This window comes from Sphingomonas sp. QA11 (assembly GCF_028473665.1).
GTDB classification, from domain to species: domain Bacteria; phylum Pseudomonadota; class Alphaproteobacteria; order Sphingomonadales; family Sphingomonadaceae; genus Sphingomonas; species Sphingomonas phytovorans.
This window is the reverse complement of sequence record NZ_CP098774.1, coordinates 3,728,649-3,747,846: the sequence shown is the minus strand read 5'-3', so window position 1 is coordinate 3,747,846 and position 19,198 is coordinate 3,728,649. Positions and strand designations below refer to the sequence as shown.

Sequence of the window (19,198 nt, the reverse complement as noted above, 5' to 3'; positions counted from 1 at the left end):
CCGTTCGCGCCGGAATGGATCTAGCTCCTGCCGTTCGATCGACCGGCTATTTCAGACGCTTCCATGTCTGGGATTTGCAGCCGAACCCGGCGAATACGCAGCCTTCGCCAACCAGGGTGCGCGCATCGATCTGGGTGATCGTGCCCGACAGGCTCTGTCCGATATCGGGGATGTAGACTTCGCCGCTCCAGCGATGCGGGTCTTCTTCGACAAAATCGCGGAACAGCATGGTGCCGACCAGCCGGTCTGTGCCGCCGCGCCGGGCATCTGCCTCGGCCTTGGCGTTCGCCCAGATCACCGTGCCGCAGATCGCGTCGCCACAGCGCCTGAAGGCGACGCGCACGCTGTCGGACGGGTTGGCCCAGACGCCCGGGGGCGGGCTGGCCGCAGCGGCCGGACTGGCAGCGGCAAGCACAATCACGGCGGCGAGAAGCGCGGCGACCTTCCGCATGGAATCATCCTCCCTGGGTAAAGGGCAGGGGCAGAAATATCGCTGCGAAGCTGAACCGTGGATGACAATGGACTCCGTCTTCCGGGCGTCGCACGCAGGATTCGCGCGCTTCGACGTGTCGGCCGCATCTCGACGGCGCCGTCCTTGCCGTGGTCTGCATTGCGGAAGAAAGGGTGGAAGGGAAAGGATGGTGCCCGGGGACGGGATCGAACCGCCGACACTGCGATTTTCAATCGCATGCTCTACCAACTGAGCTACCCGGGCATGCCGGCGCGCCTGACGGGCGCCGGAAAGAGCGGGCCTCTTAATCGGCGTCGTTGGCGCTGTCCAGCCCGCGTGATGCAGTCGATGACTCTTCCGGATCGGCGGGCCCTGCAGGAAGGCGATACCCTTCGCCGAGCCATTGCAGGAGATCGCGGTCGCGGCAGCCGCGGCTGCAGAACGGGGTGTGCTCAGCGGCAGCTGGTTTGCCGCAGATCGGGCATTTGTCGTTCTTCGCCATGTCAGCTCGCCTCGAAATCATGGTGCATGCCAGTTCGGCGCGCCAGTTCGGCGACAAGCGCGGGGCGCGCCGTCAGCCAGGCCAGAACGCGCGGGGTCGCTTTGTGGTGCCGGATGCCCGGTGGGGGTGTGCGCTCGATCGCGCGGAGCAGTGCCCGCGCTTCGGCGCCCGCGCGGTCGGCGCGGAGCAGCTCAGGCAGCGACACGCGCGCGCGACGGCGCACGATCTGCAGAAAGCCGAATCCGTTCATCGCGGTGCGCTCGAACGGTGGCGGCAGCGCAGCGTCGATCGCTGCCGCCACCGCCTGGCGAGCGGCCTTGCCCTCGATCGTCGGAAAGTCGATGCCGATCGAGCCGCCGATATCGTGCCGCAGGATCGCCGCACCCACCGCATGAGCCGCGTTGATCGCCAGCGTCTCGAGCGGCGGATGGCCGTCCACGTCGAACAGCGTCATCGCCGGCGTCGGCGACAGGCGCAGCGCGCCGCCGGGAAAGGCGATATCGCCGCTCAGCGCTTCTTCAAGCACCTCGGACCAGCCTGCTGCCTCCAGCGCGTCAGGTTCGTGCGCGCGCAGGATGCGCAGCGGCTGGCCCGACGCGGTGATCCGCGCGAGCAGGTCGGGTCCGGGGGCTGGGACAGCGCCGGGCTCGGCCGGGGCGACCCTGGCAAGTTTCGCGCGCCCAGTCTCCGGGATCGCTTCGCGGATCATTTCGACCGTCAGCGCCGCGCCCTGGGTGATGCCTGCGGGCAGCGGGGAGAGCATCGCCTCGCCGCCACCCTCGATCGTCACCCGGCCCTCGCGGCCCTTGACGGTGATCTCGACCAGCCGGGCGGCGAGCACCGCGCCGAGTCGGGGAAAGTCGCTGTCGATCTCGATCAGCGCCTGGACGATCGCGCCGTCCTCGACCAGCGCCGCACGCGCCTCGCCGATTCCGGGCTCGTACAACCATTCGGCGGATGCGTGCTCAGCCAAGAGGCATCCCGGCTGCGGCGAGCAGCGCGCGGGTCTCGAACAGGGGCAGGCCGATCACCCCGGAATGGCTGCCGGAGAGGAAGCGCACGAACGCCTCGGCCCGGCCCTGGATGGCATAGCCGCCCGCCTTGCCAAGCCCCTCGCCGCTCGCGACATAGGCGTCGATCTCGGCCCCGTTCAGCGGCTTGAACGCGACGATCGTATCGGACAGGCGGGTGCGCGCCTTGCCGCTGGCATCGACCACGCAGACGGCAGTAAGGCAATGGTGGCGCCGGCCGGAAAGCAGGCCGAGCATGCCGCGCAGCTCAGGCTCATTTTCGGCCTTGCCCAGGACGCGGCGGCCCAGCGCGATTACCGTGTCGCCGGCCAGCACGATCTCGTCGGGTGCGCGCTCGACGGCGCGCGCCTTGGCCTCGGCCAGGCGCAGGGCATGGGCGCGCGGCAGCTCGCCGGGCAGCGGCGTCTCGTCAATGGCTGGGTCGGCGACACGCGCCGGCTCGACACCAAGCCGCGCAAGAAGGTCGCGCCGGCGCGGGGAGGTGGAGGCAAGAACGAGCCGCACAGGCCCGCTGCTTATTTGAAGCGGTAGGTGATGCGACCCTTGGTCAGGTCGTACGGGGTCAGTTCGACAAGAACCTCGTCGCCCACCAGCACGCGGATGCGGTTCTTGCGCATCTTGCCGGCGGTATGGCCGAGAATTTCATGATCGTTTTCGAGTTTTACGCGGAACATGGCGTTGGGCAGAAGCTCCACCACCTGGCCGCGCATTTCGAGCAATTCTTCCTTGGCCAAACAAACCTCTAGCGATGTTGGGGATAAGTGAGCGCGGGCCTTAGCCGCAAAGCAGCCAAAAGGGAAGCACCCGCCTGTCCCGCCCGCCGGGCAGCGCGTGGTTGCGCCGTCACGCCGGGTTATACTCCTTCAGGAACGCCTCCATTTCCTTCAGGAACTGGATGCGGTCGGCCTCGCGGGAGAAGTGATGGTCGCCCAGGGGCTGCTCGATATAGCGATAGGTCTTGCCCGCGGCCTTCAGCTTCTCGACCATTTCGCGCGATTGCTTCACCGGTACCCGGGCATCGACCTTGCCGTGCATGACCAGCACCGGAATCGAGAAATCGGTGGCGAAGTTGATCGGGGAGGCGCCTTTCAGGTCGGTCGACTGGCTGCGCCAGTAGTCCTTGCTTCGTCCGCCGTTCAGGAAGCTGCCGTCGTGGCGCAGGATCGCCGCCATGTCCGACACGCCGGCATAGGAAATCGCGCAGCGATAGGTGCCATGGTCGCGCTGCGCCGCGCGGAGCGCCGCATAGCCGCCATAGGATCCGCCGACGATGCACACGCGCCTGGGATCGGCGATGCCTTCCTTGGCTGCCCATTTGATCGCGTCGATCAGGTCGTCCTGCATGGCCAGGCCCCATTGGCCGTTGCCCTTTTCCGAAAAGGCGGTGCCGTAACCCGACGATCCGCGGTAATTGGGCTGGATCACCGCATAGCCGCGGCTGGCGAGGAACTGCGCCCACCAGTCCCAGCTCTCGTCGTCGCGCGCGAACGGGCCGCCATGCGGCATCACGATCAGCGGCAGGTTCTTGCCCGTCCCGCCTTTGGGCCGGGTCAGGATCGCCTCGATCTCCAGCCCGTCGCGCGCCTTGTAGCGGATCGAGCTGACCGGGCCGTACGCCTTTCGCCCAAGCCCCTCGTTGACGGAGGCGAAGACGTGCATCACGCCCTCGTCCTGGCGGAAGATATAATAGGTGCCCGGATTGTCGGGGCTGTCGACCAGGACGATCAGGACCTTGAAATCGCGGCTCCAGGACTTGATCTGGGCCCGGCGCGTGCCGACCGCCTGGTCGATCTTCGCCTGGATATCGGCCAGTGCGGGATCGAACCAGTGGGTGCGGGCGCGCGTGTCGGTATAATGTATGCCGATCAGGCGTGTACCGCCGTCGCCGGTGATCAGGTTGTCGATGTCGTAGCCGGGAACGCCGAACAGTTTCTCGCCCGTCTTCAGCGACGCGAGATCGAGATTGTAGAGCGCGTTGAACCCGCCCGCATCGTCATAGGCGATCGCCTTGCCCGGCTCGGGCAGGAACATCGCCGGCACGTTGCCCAGCGACGCGCCGGGCCCGCGTACCTTGTCGACGGTACGGAAGGTCTGGTCGTTCCGGTCGCGATAGAGCATCTTGGAGGTGCGCGTCGAATCGACATAGGCGATGCCGAGCCGGACGGTGCCCGTGCTGTCGGCATACCAGTCCATGACGTCGGTCGATGGCGCCAGCACGCGTTTCCCCTTGCCGGTCGATACATCGAAATCGCGCACTTCGGGCCAGAAACCGGGGCGGTCCGAATAGATCGAGGTCTGCATCGCGAGCAGGACGTGCGGCGATCCGTCGCGCGCGATCCACAGGATATCGTCGGCGCCCTGCGCCGCGTCCTGCTTGCCCAGCACCTGCATCTTCTTGCCGTCGGCGCTGATGCTGATCGCGCGCCGCACATACCAGGTGTCGCCCTCGACCGGGGTGTTCGTTCCGATCCGTGCGACCAGCCAGCTGTCGTTCACCCAGGTCCAGCTGTTGAGGTCGATCTCGCCCTGGTTGATCTGAACCATCTTGCTCGAATCGTCGAGCGGGATGATCGCCAGCCGCTGCGTTCCGTTCACCGCCAGGCGGGCGGCGGCCCTGGTGCCGTCGGGCGACAATTGCGGCGCTTCCATGAAGGGTAGCCGCCCGAACAGCTCCGCTGGAATGGGGGCGTCCGCCGGCGCGGCCGGCGCGACAACGGGCGGGGCCGCCTGCTGGGCGATCGCCGCCGATCCGGACAAGAGAAGGGCGCTCGCGCCCAGCACCACAGCTCGCATGATCATCCCCCGATACCCCTCGATTGTCCGTTTTAGGCGAGCACCGCGGCCGGGGAAAGTAAGCAGGTTCGATGCATTCGCACCGGAATGGAGATTTCGGAATGCCGGCGGCACAAAGAAAGACCCCGCCCGGACGGTGCCGGACGGGGTCTGGAAGGTGGCGGGAGGCCGAAGCCTCCCGAAGGAGCGATCAGCCGGCCGCGTGCGCCAGCGCCGCGAGCAGCAGCAGGGCGACGATGTTGGTGATCTTGATCATCGGGTTCACCGCCGGGCCGGCAGTGTCCTTGTAGGGATCGCCCACCGTGTCGCCGGTCACCGCTGCCTTATGGGCTTCGCTGCCCTTGCCGCCGTGATGGCCGTCCTCGATATATTTCTTGGCATTGTCCCAGGCGCCGCCGCCCGATGTCATCGAGATGGCGACGAACAGGCCCGACACGATCACGCCAAGCAGCAGCGCGCCGAGCGCGGCGAAGCCGCTCGCCTGGCCGGCCACCGCCGTGATGATGAAATACACTATGATCGGGGTCAGCACCGGCAGCAGCGACGGAATGATCATTTCCTTGATCGCCGCCTTGGTGACGAGGTCGACGGTCCGGGCATAATTGGGGCGGCTGGTGCCGGCCATGATGCCCGGATTGTCGCGGAACTGGGCACGGACGTCCTCGACGACCGATCCAGCGGCACGGCCAACCGCGGTCATGCCGAACGCGCCGAAGCTGAACGGCAGCAGCGCGCCGAGCAGCAGGCCGACGATGACGTACGGGTTGCTCAGCGAGAAATCGACCGCGAGATCGGGGAAATAGATACCCAGATCGGTCGTGTACGCGCCGAACAGCACCAGCGCGGCGAGCGCCGCGGAGCCGATGGCATAGCCCTTGGTCACCGCCTTGGTGGTGTTGCCGACCGCATCCAGCGCGTCGGTGCGATGGCGGACATCTTCCGGCAACCCCGCCATTTCGGCGATGCCCCCCGCATTGTCGGTGACCGGGCCATAGGCGTCGAGCGCAACGACCATGCCGGCCAGCGCCAGCATCGCGGTCGCGCCGAAGGCGATGCCGATGATGCCGGCAAGCTGGTAGCTCGCGATAACGGCCACCGAGATGACGATGGTCGGCAGCGCCGGGCTTTCCAGGCTTACGGCCAGGCCCTGGATGACGTTGGTGCCGTGCCCGGTCTCGGACGCCTTGGCGATCGAGCGGACCGGGCGATAGTTGGTGCCGGTATAATATTCGGTGATCCACACCAGTGCGCCGGTGAGCGCGAGGCCGATCATCATGCACCAGAACAGCGCCATGCCGGTGAAGCCGGTCGAAACTTCGGCACCGGCATCGAGGAACGAACCGCCACCGATACGGGTATGCATGTCGCCCAGCACATATTGGGTCGCGAAATAGATCGCCGGGATCGAGAGCACGACCGTGGTCCAGAAGCCCTTGTAGAGCGCGCCCATGATCGACTCGCCGCCGCCCAGCCGCACCATATAGGTGCCGATGATCGAGGTGATGACGCAGACGCCGCCGACGAGCAGTGGCAGGGTCATCAGCTGGAACAGATGGTCGGCGTTCGGCAGCAGCAGCGCGATCGAGGCCATGGTCACGCCGATGGTGACGACATAGGTCTCGAACAGGTCGGCTGCCATGCCGGCGCAATCGCCGACATTGTCGCCGACGTTATCGGCGATGGTCGCCGGGTTGCGGGGGTCGTCCTCGGGGATGCCGGCCTCGACCTTGCCGACCAGGTCGGCGCCGACATCGGCGGCCTTGGTGAAGATGCCGCCGCCGAGACGCGCGAAGATGGAGATGAGCGAGGCGCCGAAGGCGAGCGCGACGAGCGAGTCGACCACCACGCGTCGGTCGGCCTGCACTGCCAGGTCGTAATGGCCCTGTGCGATCAGATACCAGAACAGCCCGCTGATCGAGAGCAGGCCCAGGCCAGCGACGAGCATGCCGGTGACCGCGCCCGAGCGGAACGCCATGGTCAGGCCGCCCTGCAGCGACGTGCGCGCTGCCTCCGCGGTGCGGACATTGGCCTTCACCGACACGTTCATGCCGATAAAGCCGGTCACGCCCGAGAGGATCGCGCCGATCGCGAAGGCGACGGCCGAGATGATGCCGAGGAAATAGCCGACCAGGACGGCGACGACGACGCCGACGATCGCGATGGTGCGATATTGCCGGCCGAGATAGGCTTTGGCGCCTTCCGCGATGGCTGCCGCGATGTCCTGCATCTTCTCGTTGCCGGCGCTTGCGGCAAGAATCTGGCGACTGGTAATGATACCATAAAGTACGGCGATCACGCCGCAGATCATGGCCGCATAAACAATTGTCATGTTTATCCTTCCCCTAGTGGTGCCCCCGCCAGGTCTTTGAGACCTGTGTCATCGACATTTAGGCGAAAGGTATAGAGGCGCTCGACGGGAGCGCAAGCCGGTCAGGCGGCGTGCTCGAAGCCGAGTCGGGGAGGTAATGCCACCGCTTCGGCGCCATCCATGAGGCATAGTCCGGCACCGGGCGAAAAGCTGCCGATACGGGTGGCGGGGACGGGCAGCGCAAAGCGGGGCGGTGCCACGAACAACAGCTGATAATCGTCACCGGCGGTTGCGGCGGCAATGCGTGCGTCCCGGTCGTCGCCGACGAAGCGGCGATAGGCCGGGGACAGCGGGACAGCGGCCAGGTCTATTTCCAGTGCCAGCCCGCTTGCCTCGGCCATGCGAGCGCCATCGATCAGCAGCCCGTCGGATACGTCCATCATCGCGTGGACGAGAGGGGCTAGCGCCCGACCGTCGGCGATGCGCGGCATGGGCCGGCGATAGGCGGCAAGCAGTTCCGCCGGGCCCGACATGCCCTGCGCGATGGAAAGCCCCGCACCGGCATCCCCAATCGTGCCGGTGACATAAAGCGCATCACTGGCCCGCGCACCGGAGCGCAGCGGTGCGGTGGCGTCGCTGCCGAAGGCGGTCAGCGTCAGCACACGCGGCGCGCCCGACGGCAGCGATACCGTGTCGCCGCCGATTAGTGCACAGTCGAGTTGTCGCAGCCCTTTAATGAAGCCGGCATCCCAGGCGGAATCGCCGGTCAGCGTGTAGTTGAGCATCATCCCCAAGGGCAGCGCGCCCTTGGCGGCGAGGTCGGAGAGATTCACCGCACCCAGTTTCCAGGCGACATCCTCGGCCGGGTCGGTGGAGAGGAAGTGGATGCCCTCGACGATGGTATCGCTGGTCAGAACCAGCGGGCCGCGCGCGTCGAGCAGCGCGGTATCGTCGAGCAAACCGCGTGCCGCCGGATGGAGCGGCAGGGCGCGCAGGGCAGCAAGGAACTCCGCTTCGTTCACTTAAATTCCCCTCCCCTTCAGGGGAGGGGTTAGGGGTGGGGGACGCCGCCAGCCACGAATGATGGCGGCTGCGCCCCCCCCCCGCCCCCCCCCCCCCCCCCCCCCCCCCCCCCCCCCCCCCCCCCCCCCCCCCCCCCCCCCCCCCCCCCCCCCCCCCCCCCCCCCCCCCCCACGCCGCCAGCCACGAATGATGGCGGCTGCGGGACTGCCCCACCCCAACCCCTCCCCTGAAGGGGAGGGGCTATGAAGGACACACCCGGCGCTCTTAACTCCGAACATCCTTCGCGATCGCATCGAGCAACCCGTTCACGAAACCCGCCTCGCGCTTGTCGAAAAAGGCATGCGCCACATCGACATATTCAGTGATGACCGTTGCCACCGGCACGTCCATCCGCGCCAGCAGTTCATAGGTCCCGGCACGCAGGATCGCGCGCATCGACCGGTCGAGCCGCTCGAGCACCCAGCCCTTGGCCAGCTTGCCGGAAATCGCCGAGTCGATCTCGCTCTGGCGCGCGACCGTGCCCTTCACGAGATCGTCGAAGAAATCGACCTCGGCCTCGGCATATTCGGCGTCCTCGATCGTCGCGCCGAGCCGATGCTGGTGGAATTCGTGGAGCAGTGCCGCGACCGCGGCGCCCTCCATCTCGTGCTGGTAGAGTGCCTGGGTCGCGGCAAGCCTGGCGGCGGCGCGCGCCGTGGAACGGGCTGAGGTTCGGCTCATAATGTCAATTCCGTCTGGTCGCCCGCGAGGCGGAGCGCCACTGATTTCGCATGGGCAGGGAGCCCTTCCGCCTCGGCCAGCGCCACGGCCGCCGGGCCGATGGCGCTCAGCGCAGCGGCGTCGAGCTGGAGGAAGCTGGTGCGCTTCATGAAGTCGAGCACCGACAGGCCGGAGGCGAAGCGCGCGCGCCGGCCGGTCGGGAGGACATGGTTGGGACCGGCGACATAATCGCCGATCGCCTCGGGCGTATGGCGGCCGATGAATACCGATCCGGCATGGCGAACCCGGTCGAACAGCGCCTGGGGATCGTCGCACGCAAGCTCGAGATGTTCGGGCGCCAGCCGGTCGACCAGCGGGATCGCCTCGAACAGGTCGGCGGTGACGATGATCGCGCCGTTCGCATCCCAGCTCTCGCGCGTCACCTTCGCCGTTGAAAGCTGGGCGATCTGCGCGTCCACCGCCTCTGCGACGGCGTTGCCGAAATCGGCATCGTCAGTGAACAGGATCGACTGGCTGGTCGGGTCATGCTCGGCCTGGCTCAGCAGGTCGGCGGCGATCCAGTCGGGGTCGTTCCTGCCATCGGCAACCACCACGATTTCGCTCGGCCCGGCCACCATGTCGATGCCGACCACGCCGTAGAGCTGGCGCTTTGCCTCGGCGACCCAGGCATTGCCGGGGCCGGTGATCACATCGACCGGCGCGATGCGCCCGGTGCCATAGGCAAGCGCGGCGATGGCCTGCGCGCCGCCGATCCGCCAGATCTCGTCCACGCCGGCGATGTGGGCGGCGGCCAGCACCAGCGGATTGACCTCGCCGTCCGGGGTCGGCGTGACCATCACCAGCCGTTCCACGCCGGCAACCCTGGCGGGGATCGCGTTCATCAGCACTGACGACGGATAGGCCGCCCGGCCGCCCGGGATATAGATGCCCGCCGCCTGGATCGCGTTCCACCGCGCGCCGAGCCTGACGCCGGCCGAGTCGGTGGTGTCGCTGTCTTCGGGCTTCTGCTTGATATGGTAGGCGGCGATGCGCTCGGCGGCGAGTTCAAGCGCGGCGCGCAGTTCGGGTTCGAGCCCGTTCAGCGCGGCGAGCCAGTCTGTCTTCTCGATCTGCCAGCCGGTTTCTTCCAGGTCGTGCCGGTCGAACTTCCTGGTGAACGTCTGGAGCGCGGCATCGCCCTCGTCGCGCACGCTGGCGACGATCGCTCGCACGTCACGCGCGACATCGGCGTCGGCCTCGCGGCGGGCGTTGACCAGGGCGGTGAAGTCGCGCGCGAAATCGGGATCGGAGGTTGAGAGGCGGATCATGAGCGGTGTGCCCCTTCAAACCCGTTCGTTTCGAGCGACGTCGAGAAACAGGTCAAGGGCGGTTGACTCAGATTTCTCGACTCCGCTCGAAACGAACGGAGAAATGAGCCACTCCCGGGAAGGTGCGGGGCATCAAGCCGCATCGCGCATCTCCACCGCCCGCCGGAATGCATCCACCAGCGGCACCACCTCGGCCCGAGTCTTGAACGCCGCCCGATTGACGATCAGGCGCGACGTGACCTCGGCGATCACCTCGACCTCGACCAGCCCATTCTCCTTCAGCGTCTTGCCTGACGACACCAGGTCGACGATCCGCGGCGCCAGCCCCAGCGTCGGCGCCAGTTCCATCGCGCCGTTGAGCTTGACGCACTCCGCCTGAACGCCGCGCGCCTCGAAATGCTGGCGCGTGACATGCGGATATTTGGTCGCGATCCGCACATGGCTCCAGCCGCGCGGATCGTCGCCCGCCGCCATGTCGGCCGGTTCGGCGACTGACAGCCGGCAATGCCCGATGCCCAGGTCGACCGGTGCGTAGAGTTCCGAATAGTCGAACTCGGCCAGCACGTCGGAGCCGACGATGCCCAGTTGTGCAGCCCCATGCGCGACGAAGGTGGCCACGTCGAACGCGCGCACCCGGATCAGGTCGATGCCGGGGTTGCTGGTGGAGAAGCGCAGCGCGCGGCTGTCCTCGTCGGCGAAGGCCGCCTCGGGCGAGATTCCGGCACGCTCGAGCAGCGGCACGGCCTCGGTAAGGATGCGCCCTTTGGGGACGGCGATGATGATCGGATCGGCCATGAGTGAGCGGGGCTTTACTTGCGGCCCCTCGCGGGCGCAACAGACGCGGCAAGGAGGCCCTATGACCGAGCAGAATGTCCGCGGCGCGTTCCTGATCCAGGAACATTATTGCAAGGCCATGGCCGCGCCCGCTTACGCACGCATCTGTGCGGCGCTGGCCAGGGGCCTCAATCGCGACAGCAAGGTGGGGGCGACATTGCTCGACTGGCCGGGCGAGCCGACTCGCGCCGCACTGCCGCTGCGACTCGTCGGCGGGCTGCACGCGCTGGTGCTCACGGGGAAGGATGCCGGGCTGACGGCCCTGTTCAACGGTAGCGTCACCGATCCCGGCGCCATCGAGGCCGACCTTGTCCGCGTGCTCGTCGAGCATGACGCCGACCTGCTTCCCTGGCTCGATGGCCCACCTCAGACTAACGAACCTGGCCGCTCCGCCGCGCTGATGACGGGCCTGCTGGAGATCGCCCGGCGGCACGGGCCAAGGATCGAGCTGCTTGAGATCGGATCGAGTGCAGGTCTCAACCTTATGATCGATCGCTATCGCTTCGATCTGGGCGGCACGATAGTGGGGCCCGCCGATTCGCCGGTCGCCATCGTGCCCGAGTGGAAAGGTCCGCCGCCGCCCGACGTGCCGATCGAGATCGTGAGCACGCGCGGCTGCGATATTAACCCGATCGACGCTACCGACCCAGCGGCGGAAGCGCGCCTTGCCGCTTATGTCTGGGCGGAGAAGCCCGATCGCGCGACCCGGCTGAAGACCGCCATAGCGATGCTGCGCGACCGCCCGGTCAGGCTCGAACGCGCCGATGCCGCCGACTGGATCGAAGCCCGCCTTGCCGAACCCCAGGCCGAAGGCGTGACGCGAGTGCTGATGCATTCAGTGGTCTGGCAGTATTTGCCCGAGCAGGTCGCTGAACGGATCAGGGTCACCATGAAGACGGCCGGTGCCCGTGCCGCTGTGGATTGCCCGCTTGGCTGGGTGATGATGGAGCCCGATCGTGCGCTAGCCCATCAAGTCATTCGCGTGCGCAGTTGGCCCGGCGACGGTGCCTGGCAAACGGTCGCGACCTCGCACGCCCATGCTGCCTGGATCGACGCCGGCCTGCCCGAACGCGATCCTACCGGAATCGACCTGCCCGATGCGGCGAAGATATCGGTCTGATGCCGGCTTGTGGTCGAACCGGGTCCCATGGGATTAGACTGTATGACCGCGTCCGACAGCTCGATCCTTCAGCCCTGGACCGTTACCGGTTCGCGGCACGTTCTCCAGGATCGCTGGATCAGCGTCAGGGCGGATAACTGCGTCACGGTCGAGGGCATGGAGATCGCGCCCTATTATGTGCTTGAATACCCCGATTGGGTCATCGTCGTCGCGATCGATGATCAGGATCGCATCATCCTGGTCGAGCAATATCGCCACGGCCGGGGCATCATGTCGCTCGAACTCCCGACTGGCGGGGTCGAGCCCGGTGATACCGATCTGGTCACGGCCGCCGCCCGCGAGCTTGTGGAGGAAACGGGCTATGTCTCGTCGGACTGGCAGTATCTGACGGCGCTAGCGCCAAATCCGTCCAATATGGCCAACGAATGCCATTTCCTCCTCGCCCGTGCGGCGATCCGGACGGCGACGCCGCAGGATGATCCGACCGAACGACTCCGCATCATCCCGCGCCCGGTGGACGAGGTGGTCCGCATGGCCAAGGCGGGCGAGATACTGCAGTCGATGCACGTCGCCGCGCTCGCTGTTGCGCTGTCGATGATCGGTCGATGGTGATCGACCGACAGGACAGGCGGGTAATCAGGCGCGGGCCAGCCAGTCCCGAATGGCGCCGGTCACTGCGTCGGGCGCTTCCCATGGCACGAAATGCCCGGCATCGACCTTCACCAGCGTCATGTCGGGCACCAGCGTGTCGAGCCCCTCGAGCTGGCTCGGCAGCAATGCCTTGTCCTGCACGCCCCAGATCACCAGCGTCGGCTGTCTGATCGGCGGGAAGGGCGCGTTCAGGAATGCCGGGCGTTCGGCGTCCTCGCCGATCTCGGGCACGATGATTGCGCTGGCGCGGTACCAGTTGAGCATCGCGGTCATCGCGCCCGGCTGGCCCCATTGGTCGAGATAGGTCGGTTTCTCCGCCGCGACGTTCTCGAAATCGGTATGGCGCATGAAGCTGCCGTCGAAGAACGCGGACAGGCCGATCGCGTCGATATGCTTCTCGAAATCCGGGTTGCGGAAGGCGCGGATATACTGGCTCGCCTCGCGCTGCGCCGGATCGTCGAACATCGACCGCTGGAAGACGAACGGATGCGGCGCGTTGACGATGATCAGCTTCGCGACCCGGTCGGGCCGGGTCAGCGCTGCCATCCACGCGATCGCGCCGCCCCAGTCATGGCCGACCAGCGTGAAGGTCCCGACGCCGAAATGATCGGCGAGCGCGATCAGGTCGCCGACCATCTTGTCGGGGGTATAGTCGCTGACCGCTTCCGGCTTCGACGACCGCGCGAAACCGCGTTGGTCGGGTGCGAGCACGAAATGGGTCTTCGCCAGCGCGGGGATCTGGTGCCGCCAGGTGCGGTGCGATTCGGGAAAGCCGTGGAGCAGGATGATCGCGGGATTCGCCGGGTCGCCCGCGACGGCGACGTCCAGGGCGACGCCGGTTGGAAGGTCGATGCGTTGGAGGTCGAAGGCCATTTTTACTCCCCTCCCGCTTGCGGGAGGGGCCGGGGGTGGGCTCCCGGCTTCCACAAACGGCTCATTGCTGGTGAGCGCGAGCCCACCCCTAACCCCTCCCGCAAGCGGGAGGGGAACAGAATCACGGATAGCTCACAGTCTTCGGAATCGCCGGGATCGGGATGAACTCCTTGTCGTCCCCGGGCACCTTGGGGAATCGGCCTGCCTGCCAGTCCTCCTTGGCCTGGTTGATCCGTTCGCGGCTCGACGAGACGAAATTCCACCACACATGGCGCGGCGTCGCAAAGGCGTCGCCGCCGCACAGCATCACCCGCCCGCCGTCGCGCGATTTCAGAGATGTCGCCACGCCGGGCTTCAGCACATAGAGAGTCATCGGCTCGAGCGGCACGCCGTCGAGGCTCGCCTCGCCCAGCGCGAGATACACGGCGCGTTCGTCGGCATCGGCGTCGACCGGCACCTCGCCGCCCGGATCGAGCACGATGTCGGCATAGATCGTCCCGGCATAGGTGGTGGTCGGCGCGGTCGAGCCCCACAGGCTGCCCATGATGATCCGGGCGCGGGCATTTGGTGTCTCGATCACGGGCAGGTCGGCCTTGGCGACATGCTCGAACGCCGGGTCCATCTCCTCGTTCGCCTCGGGCAGCGCGATCCAGGTCTGGATACCCGACAGGTCCGGTCCCTGCGCTCGCTCGCTGGCGGGCGAGCGCTCCGAATGGACGATGCCCCGCCCGGCCGTCATCAGGTTCACCGCGCCCGGCTCGATCGTCGCGAAGGTGCCGATCGAGTCGCGATGGTCGATCGCCCCGCCGAACAGATAGGTCACGGTGGCCAGGTTGATGTGCGGATGCGGTCGCACGTCGATGCCGGTGCCCACCTCAAGATGCGCCGGCCCCATCTGGTCGAAGAACAGGAACGGCCCGACCATCGTGCGTGGCTTCGACGGCAGGGTGCGATGCACCTTGAAGCCGCCCAGGTCGTGAGTCGTCGGCAGGATGGTGTGCAGGACGAAATCGTCGATCATGATTCGGCTCCATTCAGGCCCGACAGGATCTCGGCGAGGTCCTCGGGATAGATCAGCTCATGGTGCGCGGCGATCGCGTCGCGGTCAAACCATTGCCAGTGCTGCATCACCCGCCGTTCCAGTTCGGTGTGGCGCGAGGTATCGATCCCGTCGGCATCGGTGCGGATCAGGAAATAGCGCTCGTCGGCCAGCACCGGCACGCCCTCCAGCGTGACGAACTCGACGACTCGCCTGAAGAGCTCGGGCCCCGGATCGGCGTGGATACCGGTCTCCTCGATCAATTCGCGCCGCGCCGCGTCCTCATAGCTCTCGCCCGGATCGACCGCGCCGCCCGGCGTCGCCCAGAAGGGTGGCCGGTCGGCGGCGACGAAGCGGAACAGCAGCACCCGCCCGGCCGGGTCCATCAGCAGGATCCGCGCCGCCGGGCGCTTGGCCAGGCTCACGCCGCGTCGAGCTCGGGATAGTGGCGGAAGATGCCGTCCTGGTTGAACGGAATGCGCCGGTCGCTCGCCAGATAGGCGGCAATGCCCGGCAGTTCGGCGACACGGTTGCGGAGCGCGATCAGCTCGGGATAATCTCCCTCGATCGTCGCCATGCGTTTCGGGAACATGTAGCGCAGCCCTTCGATCACCTGGAACAGCGAGGTATCGGCATAGCACCACCGCGATCCGGTCAGCCAGTCGCCGACATTGGCCTTCGCGGCGTTCTCGAAATGCCCGAGGAACTTGGACATATGCTCCTCGCGCATCGTCGTCGCCGCGCGGGCCGCCTCGGGTTTCTGGTCGCGATAATAGTCGGAGGTGCTGACCGGGTGATGCACATTGTGCACCTCCGCGACCAGGTCGGCGACGGTGAGCTGGAGCTGGTTGATCCAGTGCCGCTGCGCCGCGGGTACGAGATCGTGAGCCTCGCCGAGATAGAGCAGGATGTTGGCGACCTGCGCGATCGTCCCGTCTTTCGTCTCCAGATAAGGCGGGGCGAATGGACCGTCATCGTCCTGCGTCTCCATGTTCGCCATCAGCGCCTTTTCGTCCGTCTCGCGCGCGCAATCCTCATAGGGGATGCCCGCCGCTTCCAGCGGCAGCCGCACGAACTCGCCACGCCCCTGGATCGAGGGCCAGTACCAGAGCCTGTACATGATGCTTATTCTCCCGGCGCGCGTGCCCGGATGGCCAGCGCATGGATGCGCGAGGACAACAGATCGGCGAGCGCCTGGTTCACCAGCCGCTGGCGCTGTACGCGGTTCAGGCCGGAAAAGGCCGGGCTCTCGACGATGACGGTGAAGTGCGATTCGCCCGTGCCGTCATCGCCCATATGCCCGGCATGGTGGTGGCTGTCGTTCACCACCTCCAGATGCGTCGGGTCGAGCGCGGCGGCGAGACGGGTTGCGATTTCGGATGCGACGGGGCCGGTGGCGAGATTGGTCATGGCCCCTATATAGGCCGCTTTGTCGAATTCGGGGAGCCGCGTGGCGCGGGACAGGGAAAAGAAAGAACGGCCGAACGCCCGCTTCCACGGTCGCGTGGAAGGGGCGGAGCGCGCGTGCGCGCATCCGGACTGCGCGCTTCCGGGTGAATTCCGTGCGCCTCCGGCAGACGGGCCGGCGAACGACTTCGAAGGGCCGCGCCCCTATCGCTGGTTCTGCCTGGATCATGTGCGCGAATTCAACGCCGGCTATAATTTCTTCCAGGGCATGAGTGCCGACGAGATCCACGACGCGCAACGCCCCTTTGCCGGATGGGAGCGCGAGACCCGCGCCTTCGCCACCAGCGGCGCGGATCGCCCGCCGAGCTGGGCCGACTTCACCGATCCGCTCGACGCGATCGGCGCGCGCTTCCAGCGCCGCATGGCGGAGACGGCGGCGCGCAAGGACGGACGGCCGCTGTCGGAAAGCGACCGCCGCTCGCTCAGGATCCTTGGCCTGCCCCTGGACGTCGACCGCCGCGGCCTGCGCCAGCGCTATGCGGAACTCGTCCGCCGCTATCATCCGGACCGCAACGGCGGCGACCGCAGCCACGAAAAGATCCTGCAGGAGGTGATCGCGGCCTATACCCAGCTGAAGGGCGCGCCGGCCTTCGCCTGAGGGCGCGACAGAGCGTCGATGCGTGCAGGATCGGGCGGGACATGCCCCAACCGGCCAAAGGCCGCGTGTCGATTCAACATAGCGCCCGCCCGTCATACCTCTCCTTCGAACCAAGGAGGCGTACATGACCGTGATTTTCTCCAATACGCGCTCGGCATACTGACATGCCGACGGTCCCGACAGAGCAGAACCGCGTCGGCGTCGCCGGCGTGACGGATGCGAAACTCCAGCCCGGCGATTATTCCGGCGCCGGGCTGCAGGCGCTTGGCGCCGGCATGCGCGAGCTGGCGGACACCGGCCAGAAGATCGCGGTCGAGACGCAGCAGCGGCAGGACCGCGACGACGAGCTTCAGGTGAAGAAGGCGTGGAATGCCTATGCCGAGGGCGCGCGCAGCATTCGCACCGACGCGCTGGGCAGATTCGAGGGCGATCCGCAGGGCATGCTGGACAGCATGACGCGCGATTATGGCGGGCTGCGCGACTGGATCCGCAGCGGGCTGAAGAACGATCGCCAGCGCGGCCAGTTCGATCATGTCATCGCCGAGCGGTTCGATTACGATCTCTCGGGCGCCCTGAGCAGCGCGGAACAGGCGATGCGGCGCGGCCAGAACGAGCAAGGCCTGCGGATCGAGCAGAATGCCGCCGACGATGCGGTCGATACTCCGGATAATCCCGCGCTGTTCGACAAGCATCTTCAAACCGGCGTGGACTCGATCGTCGGACGATCGGAGGCACGCGGCGTCGATCCGTCCGAGATCGAGCGCAGCGTGACGGCCTATGTTTCGGGCGTCCGGCGACGCGTGGTGCAGGGCATGATCGACCGCGATCCGGTCGAGGCGGCCAACCGCTACCGGTCGATGCGCGACACGATGACTCCGGCCGACCGCCAGGCGGTCGATAAGGAATTGCTTGAGCCACTCGCGCGCAAGTTTGGGGCGGCGGAGGTGGACAAGCGCCTGTTGCCCGAAGAGGCAGGCATCGTGCTCTCCGCCGAACGCCGCGCCGCCATCGCGCAGGAGATCGAGGCGGGGCCTTTGAGCGAGACGCTCAAGCGCTACGCCCTGGACGATCTCGACGACCGCGCCTCGCTGGAGGCGCGTGCCCGCAAACAGGCGGCTGACGTTGCGCGCGAAGCCGGGCTTGCGACTGCCGAGCGGCTTGGGTCGGGCTTCACCTCGATCTCGCAGATCCCGGCTGCCGTGCGTCGCGATCTCGACGAGGCTACCGATCAGGCGTTGCGGGGTCTGGCGCTGGTCAATCTCGATCCGACCCCAGTCGTGCCGGGCGGCGCGACGTCACTGATGATGAGCATCATGGCGTCGGAGAATCCGGCTGCGTTCGCGAAGGAGGATTTGAGGCTGATACGCGGCAAAGTGGCGCCGGAGGAATATGGCAGGCTCGGGGCGATCCAGCTGGGCCTTGGCGAGGAGCGACCTAATGCCGTGTCTTCGTTAGGCAAAATCTCAAAGTTGTTGGGTCGGCCTTCAATCAGCCAAACCGGGTTTGCGCCACTCATCCAACAAGCCGCTTTCGTGGGTGGTCAAAAGGCCGTGCTCCCATCCGGCAGACAAGTGGTTCGTGGGCTCGAAACGCTGCCTTCATCCGAGATGGAGATTGGAGACATCAATGCGAATCTCTTGTCGGGCGGACGCAAACGGCCTGGGCCCGCATCGGGGGAAAAAGGGATGAGCTTAAATCTTCTAAGCGAGGTCAAAGACGGACCGGAAATCGCAGCTTTGAAGAAAATGGGAAGCCCGGCGAACGCGGTTATAATATTCTCGCATGGATCGCCAAAAGGACAAATAGCCGATGCCTCGCGTGGCGAGAGGCAGCCCGCTCTCAGTGCTAAAAAAATATTGGCCCGGCTCGGTAAAAACTACAAAATGGGAACAACCATTATCCTATCCAGTTGTTTCGCAGCAAATGGGACTGAGGCAAGAATATTATCAGAACTTACTGGAGGAATCGTCTACGCCGCGCGAGCATATGTGACGGCTCCGAACGAAACTCATAAAAAATACGATCTCACGGTATATTCGCTGGGATATGGGGTGGGTGAAAAATCTGGGTATGTTAAATACTATAAGGGAAAAGAGGTTCCATCGAGACTACTTGGATTGAGATACGATCCTCAATCATCGGAATGGAAATGGAATATTTCTCAGGAGGATCAGAAAATCGACGTTCGGGTTCCATATCAAGCAAAAAGTGATCTGACTAAGATTAGAGAAGGATTTATATTTTAACTATTGGGTGATTATATTATTGAAATTTAATATTCTGAGATCAGAATATGTATCTATGGTGGGCTAAATAGGCTTGTGGACGGCACTATACGACCTGATGATGATTCGGGATCGGGCGCATGGCTGCGTCACTATGTCCGATGGACTGTCTCGTTATTCGGTATCCGCAGTCCATCGATAAAACGATAGCTCAACTTGACACATCCGGAACGGAAGGCGAACATTGTGTAAGCTG

Annotated in this window: 20 protein-coding genes and 1 tRNA gene; 4 read left to right on the top strand and 17 right to left on the bottom strand. The window is 65.9% G+C overall.

Translation table 11 applies throughout. The features are described 5' to 3' along the window. Window positions 1-46: 46 nt before the first annotated feature. From NDN01_RS17315 to hisG, 12 genes are all read right to left on the bottom strand, one after another. Window positions 47-451 (bottom strand): DUF2147 domain-containing protein, encoded by a 405-nt coding sequence (locus NDN01_RS17315; protein WP_272622992.1) that lies wholly within the window; start codon window positions 449-451, stop codon window positions 47-49. A gap of 188 nt (window positions 452-639) precedes the next feature. After that, a tRNA-Phe gene (locus NDN01_RS17310) sits at window positions 640-715 on the bottom strand. A 40-nt stretch (window positions 716-755) separates the two neighbouring features. Next, the gene (locus NDN01_RS17305) at window positions 756-953 is read right to left on the bottom strand and encodes a DNA gyrase inhibitor YacG (protein ID WP_272622991.1); all 198 of its coding nucleotides are present in this window, start codon (window positions 951-953) and stop codon (window positions 756-758) included. 1 nt (window position 954) lies between these two features. Further along, window positions 955-1,926 (bottom strand): ribonuclease, encoded by a 972-nt coding sequence (locus tag NDN01_RS17300; protein WP_272622990.1) that lies wholly within the window; start codon window positions 1,924-1,926, stop codon window positions 955-957. Further along, on the bottom strand, window positions 1,919-2,488 hold the full coding sequence (locus NDN01_RS17295; RefSeq protein WP_272622989.1) for a Maf family protein: 570 nt from the start codon (window positions 2,486-2,488) through the stop codon (window positions 1,919-1,921). Before NDN01_RS17295 ends, NDN01_RS17300 begins: the two co-directional genes overlap by 8 nt. A gap of 11 nt (window positions 2,489-2,499) precedes the next feature. Beyond that, window positions 2,500-2,718, bottom strand: a complete 219-nt coding sequence (infA, locus tag NDN01_RS17290) for a translation initiation factor IF-1 (protein ID WP_010162480.1) — start codon at window positions 2,716-2,718, stop codon at window positions 2,500-2,502. Between the two features lie 109 nt (window positions 2,719-2,827). Further along, a complete protein-coding gene (locus NDN01_RS17285) occupies window positions 2,828-4,783 on the bottom strand; it encodes an alpha/beta hydrolase family protein (protein ID WP_272622988.1) in 1,956 nt (651 codons plus the stop codon). A gap of 184 nt (window positions 4,784-4,967) precedes the next feature. Beyond that, complete coding sequence (locus NDN01_RS17280; RefSeq protein WP_272622987.1) at window positions 4,968-7,106, bottom strand: sodium-translocating pyrophosphatase; 2,139 nt, start codon at window positions 7,104-7,106, stop codon at window positions 4,968-4,970. Between the two features lie 101 nt (window positions 7,107-7,207). Continuing rightward, on the bottom strand, window positions 7,208-8,107 hold the full coding sequence (gene thiL / locus NDN01_RS17275) for a thiamine-phosphate kinase (protein WP_272622986.1): 900 nt from the start codon (window positions 8,105-8,107) through the stop codon (window positions 7,208-7,210). A 265-nt stretch (window positions 8,108-8,372) separates the two neighbouring features. Continuing rightward, window positions 8,373-8,828 carry a transcription antitermination factor NusB gene (gene nusB, locus NDN01_RS17270; protein ID WP_272622985.1) on the bottom strand — a complete coding sequence of 152 codons (456 nt, stop codon included), beginning with the start codon at window positions 8,826-8,828 and terminating at the stop codon, window positions 8,373-8,375. Then, entirely contained in the window at window positions 8,825-10,135 is a 1,311-nt protein-coding gene (hisD, locus tag NDN01_RS17265; protein ID WP_272622984.1) for a histidinol dehydrogenase, read from the bottom strand. The genes nusB and hisD overlap by 4 nt, the downstream gene beginning before the upstream one ends. A 132-nt stretch (window positions 10,136-10,267) precedes the next feature. Next, a complete protein-coding gene (gene hisG, locus NDN01_RS17260; protein WP_272622983.1) occupies window positions 10,268-10,930 on the bottom strand; it encodes an ATP phosphoribosyltransferase in 663 nt (220 codons plus the stop codon). A gap of 61 nt (window positions 10,931-10,991) precedes the next feature. Between hisG and NDN01_RS17255 the strand changes: the two genes are divergently transcribed. Further along, entirely contained in the window at window positions 10,992-12,089 is a 1,098-nt protein-coding gene (locus NDN01_RS17255; RefSeq protein ID WP_272622982.1) for a DUF2332 domain-containing protein, read from the top strand. A gap of 42 nt (window positions 12,090-12,131) precedes the next feature. Beyond that, window positions 12,132-12,701, top strand: coding sequence for an NUDIX hydrolase (locus tag NDN01_RS17250; protein WP_272622981.1), 570 nt, complete (start codon window positions 12,132-12,134; stop codon window positions 12,699-12,701). A 24-nt stretch (window positions 12,702-12,725) separates the two neighbouring features. On the opposite strand, the gene NDN01_RS17245 is transcribed toward NDN01_RS17250, so the two are convergent. The 5 genes from NDN01_RS17245 to NDN01_RS17225 all read right to left on the bottom strand — a co-directional run bounded on the left by NDN01_RS17245 (window position 12,726) and on the right by NDN01_RS17225 (window position 16,062). Then, the gene (locus NDN01_RS17245) at window positions 12,726-13,613 is read right to left on the bottom strand and encodes an alpha/beta fold hydrolase (protein WP_272622980.1); all 888 of its coding nucleotides are present in this window, start codon (window positions 13,611-13,613) and stop codon (window positions 12,726-12,728) included. 121 nt (window positions 13,614-13,734) lie between these two features. Further along, window positions 13,735-14,634, bottom strand: a complete 900-nt coding sequence (locus NDN01_RS17240; protein ID WP_272622979.1) for a pirin family protein — start codon at window positions 14,632-14,634, stop codon at window positions 13,735-13,737. Next, entirely contained in the window at window positions 14,631-15,038 is a 408-nt protein-coding gene (locus NDN01_RS17235; RefSeq protein ID WP_443025252.1) for an NUDIX hydrolase, read from the bottom strand. The genes NDN01_RS17240 and NDN01_RS17235 overlap by 4 nt, the downstream gene beginning before the upstream one ends. 35 nt (window positions 15,039-15,073) lie before the next feature. Continuing rightward, window positions 15,074-15,775: a glutathione S-transferase gene (locus NDN01_RS17230; RefSeq protein WP_272628285.1), complete on the bottom strand. Its 702-nt coding sequence runs from the start codon at window positions 15,773-15,775 to the stop codon at window positions 15,074-15,076. 2 nt (window positions 15,776-15,777) lie between these two features. Then, window positions 15,778-16,062 (bottom strand): BolA family protein, encoded by a 285-nt coding sequence (locus NDN01_RS17225; RefSeq protein WP_272622977.1) that lies wholly within the window; start codon window positions 16,060-16,062, stop codon window positions 15,778-15,780. Between the two features lie 40 nt (window positions 16,063-16,102). Here NDN01_RS17225 and NDN01_RS17220 point away from each other — a divergent pair, with 40 nt between their 5' ends. Both NDN01_RS17220 and NDN01_RS17215 read left to right on the top strand, forming a co-directional pair. Next, window positions 16,103-16,717 (top strand): J domain-containing protein, encoded by a 615-nt coding sequence (locus NDN01_RS17220; protein WP_272622976.1) that lies wholly within the window; start codon window positions 16,103-16,105, stop codon window positions 16,715-16,717. A 164-nt stretch (window positions 16,718-16,881) separates the two neighbouring features. Beyond that, a complete protein-coding gene (locus NDN01_RS17215) occupies window positions 16,882-18,963 on the top strand; it encodes a hypothetical protein (protein ID WP_272622975.1) in 2,082 nt (693 codons plus the stop codon). Window positions 18,964-19,198: the final 235 nt, after the last annotated feature.

What these genes read in the sequence shown, in the direction of transcription:
- NDN01_RS17235 (WP_443025252.1), bottom strand. Translation starts at nt 15,038, where the DNA reads ATGGACCCGGCCGGGCGGGTGCTGCTGTTCCGCTTCGTCGCCGCCGAC.
- NDN01_RS17250 (WP_272622981.1), top strand. Translation starts at nt 12,132, where the DNA reads ATGACCGCGTCCGACAGCTCGATCCTTCAGCCCTGGACCGTTACCGGT.
- NDN01_RS17305 (WP_272622991.1), bottom strand. Translation starts at nt 953, where the DNA reads ATGGCGAAGAACGACAAATGCCCGATCTGCGGCAAACCAGCTGCCGCT.
- NDN01_RS17315 (WP_272622992.1), bottom strand. Translation starts at nt 451, where the DNA reads ATGCGGAAGGTCGCCGCGCTTCTCGCCGCCGTGATTGTGCTTGCCGCT.
- NDN01_RS17245 (WP_272622980.1), bottom strand. Translation starts at nt 13,613, where the DNA reads ATGGCCTTCGACCTCCAACGCATCGACCTTCCAACCGGCGTCGCCCTG.
- NDN01_RS17240 (WP_272622979.1), bottom strand. Translation starts at nt 14,634, where the DNA reads ATGATCGACGATTTCGTCCTGCACACCATCCTGCCGACGACTCACGAC.
- NDN01_RS17280 (WP_272622987.1), bottom strand. Translation starts at nt 7,106, where the DNA reads ATGACAATTGTTTATGCGGCCATGATCTGCGGCGTGATCGCCGTACTT.
- NDN01_RS17225 (WP_272622977.1), bottom strand. Translation starts at nt 16,062, where the DNA reads ATGACCAATCTCGCCACCGGCCCCGTCGCATCCGAAATCGCAACCCGT.
- NDN01_RS17215 (WP_272622975.1), top strand. Translation starts at nt 16,882, where the DNA reads ATGCCGACGGTCCCGACAGAGCAGAACCGCGTCGGCGTCGCCGGCGTG.
- hisG (WP_272622983.1), bottom strand. Translation starts at nt 10,930, where the DNA reads ATGGCCGATCCGATCATCATCGCCGTCCCCAAAGGGCGCATCCTTACC.
- NDN01_RS17255 (WP_272622982.1), top strand. Translation starts at nt 10,992, where the DNA reads ATGACCGAGCAGAATGTCCGCGGCGCGTTCCTGATCCAGGAACATTAT.
- NDN01_RS17285 (WP_272622988.1), bottom strand. Translation starts at nt 4,783, where the DNA reads ATGATCATGCGAGCTGTGGTGCTGGGCGCGAGCGCCCTTCTCTTGTCC.
- nusB (WP_272622985.1), bottom strand. Translation starts at nt 8,828, where the DNA reads ATGAGCCGAACCTCAGCCCGTTCCACGGCGCGCGCCGCCGCCAGGCTT.
- hisD (WP_272622984.1), bottom strand. Translation starts at nt 10,135, where the DNA reads ATGATCCGCCTCTCAACCTCCGATCCCGATTTCGCGCGCGACTTCACC.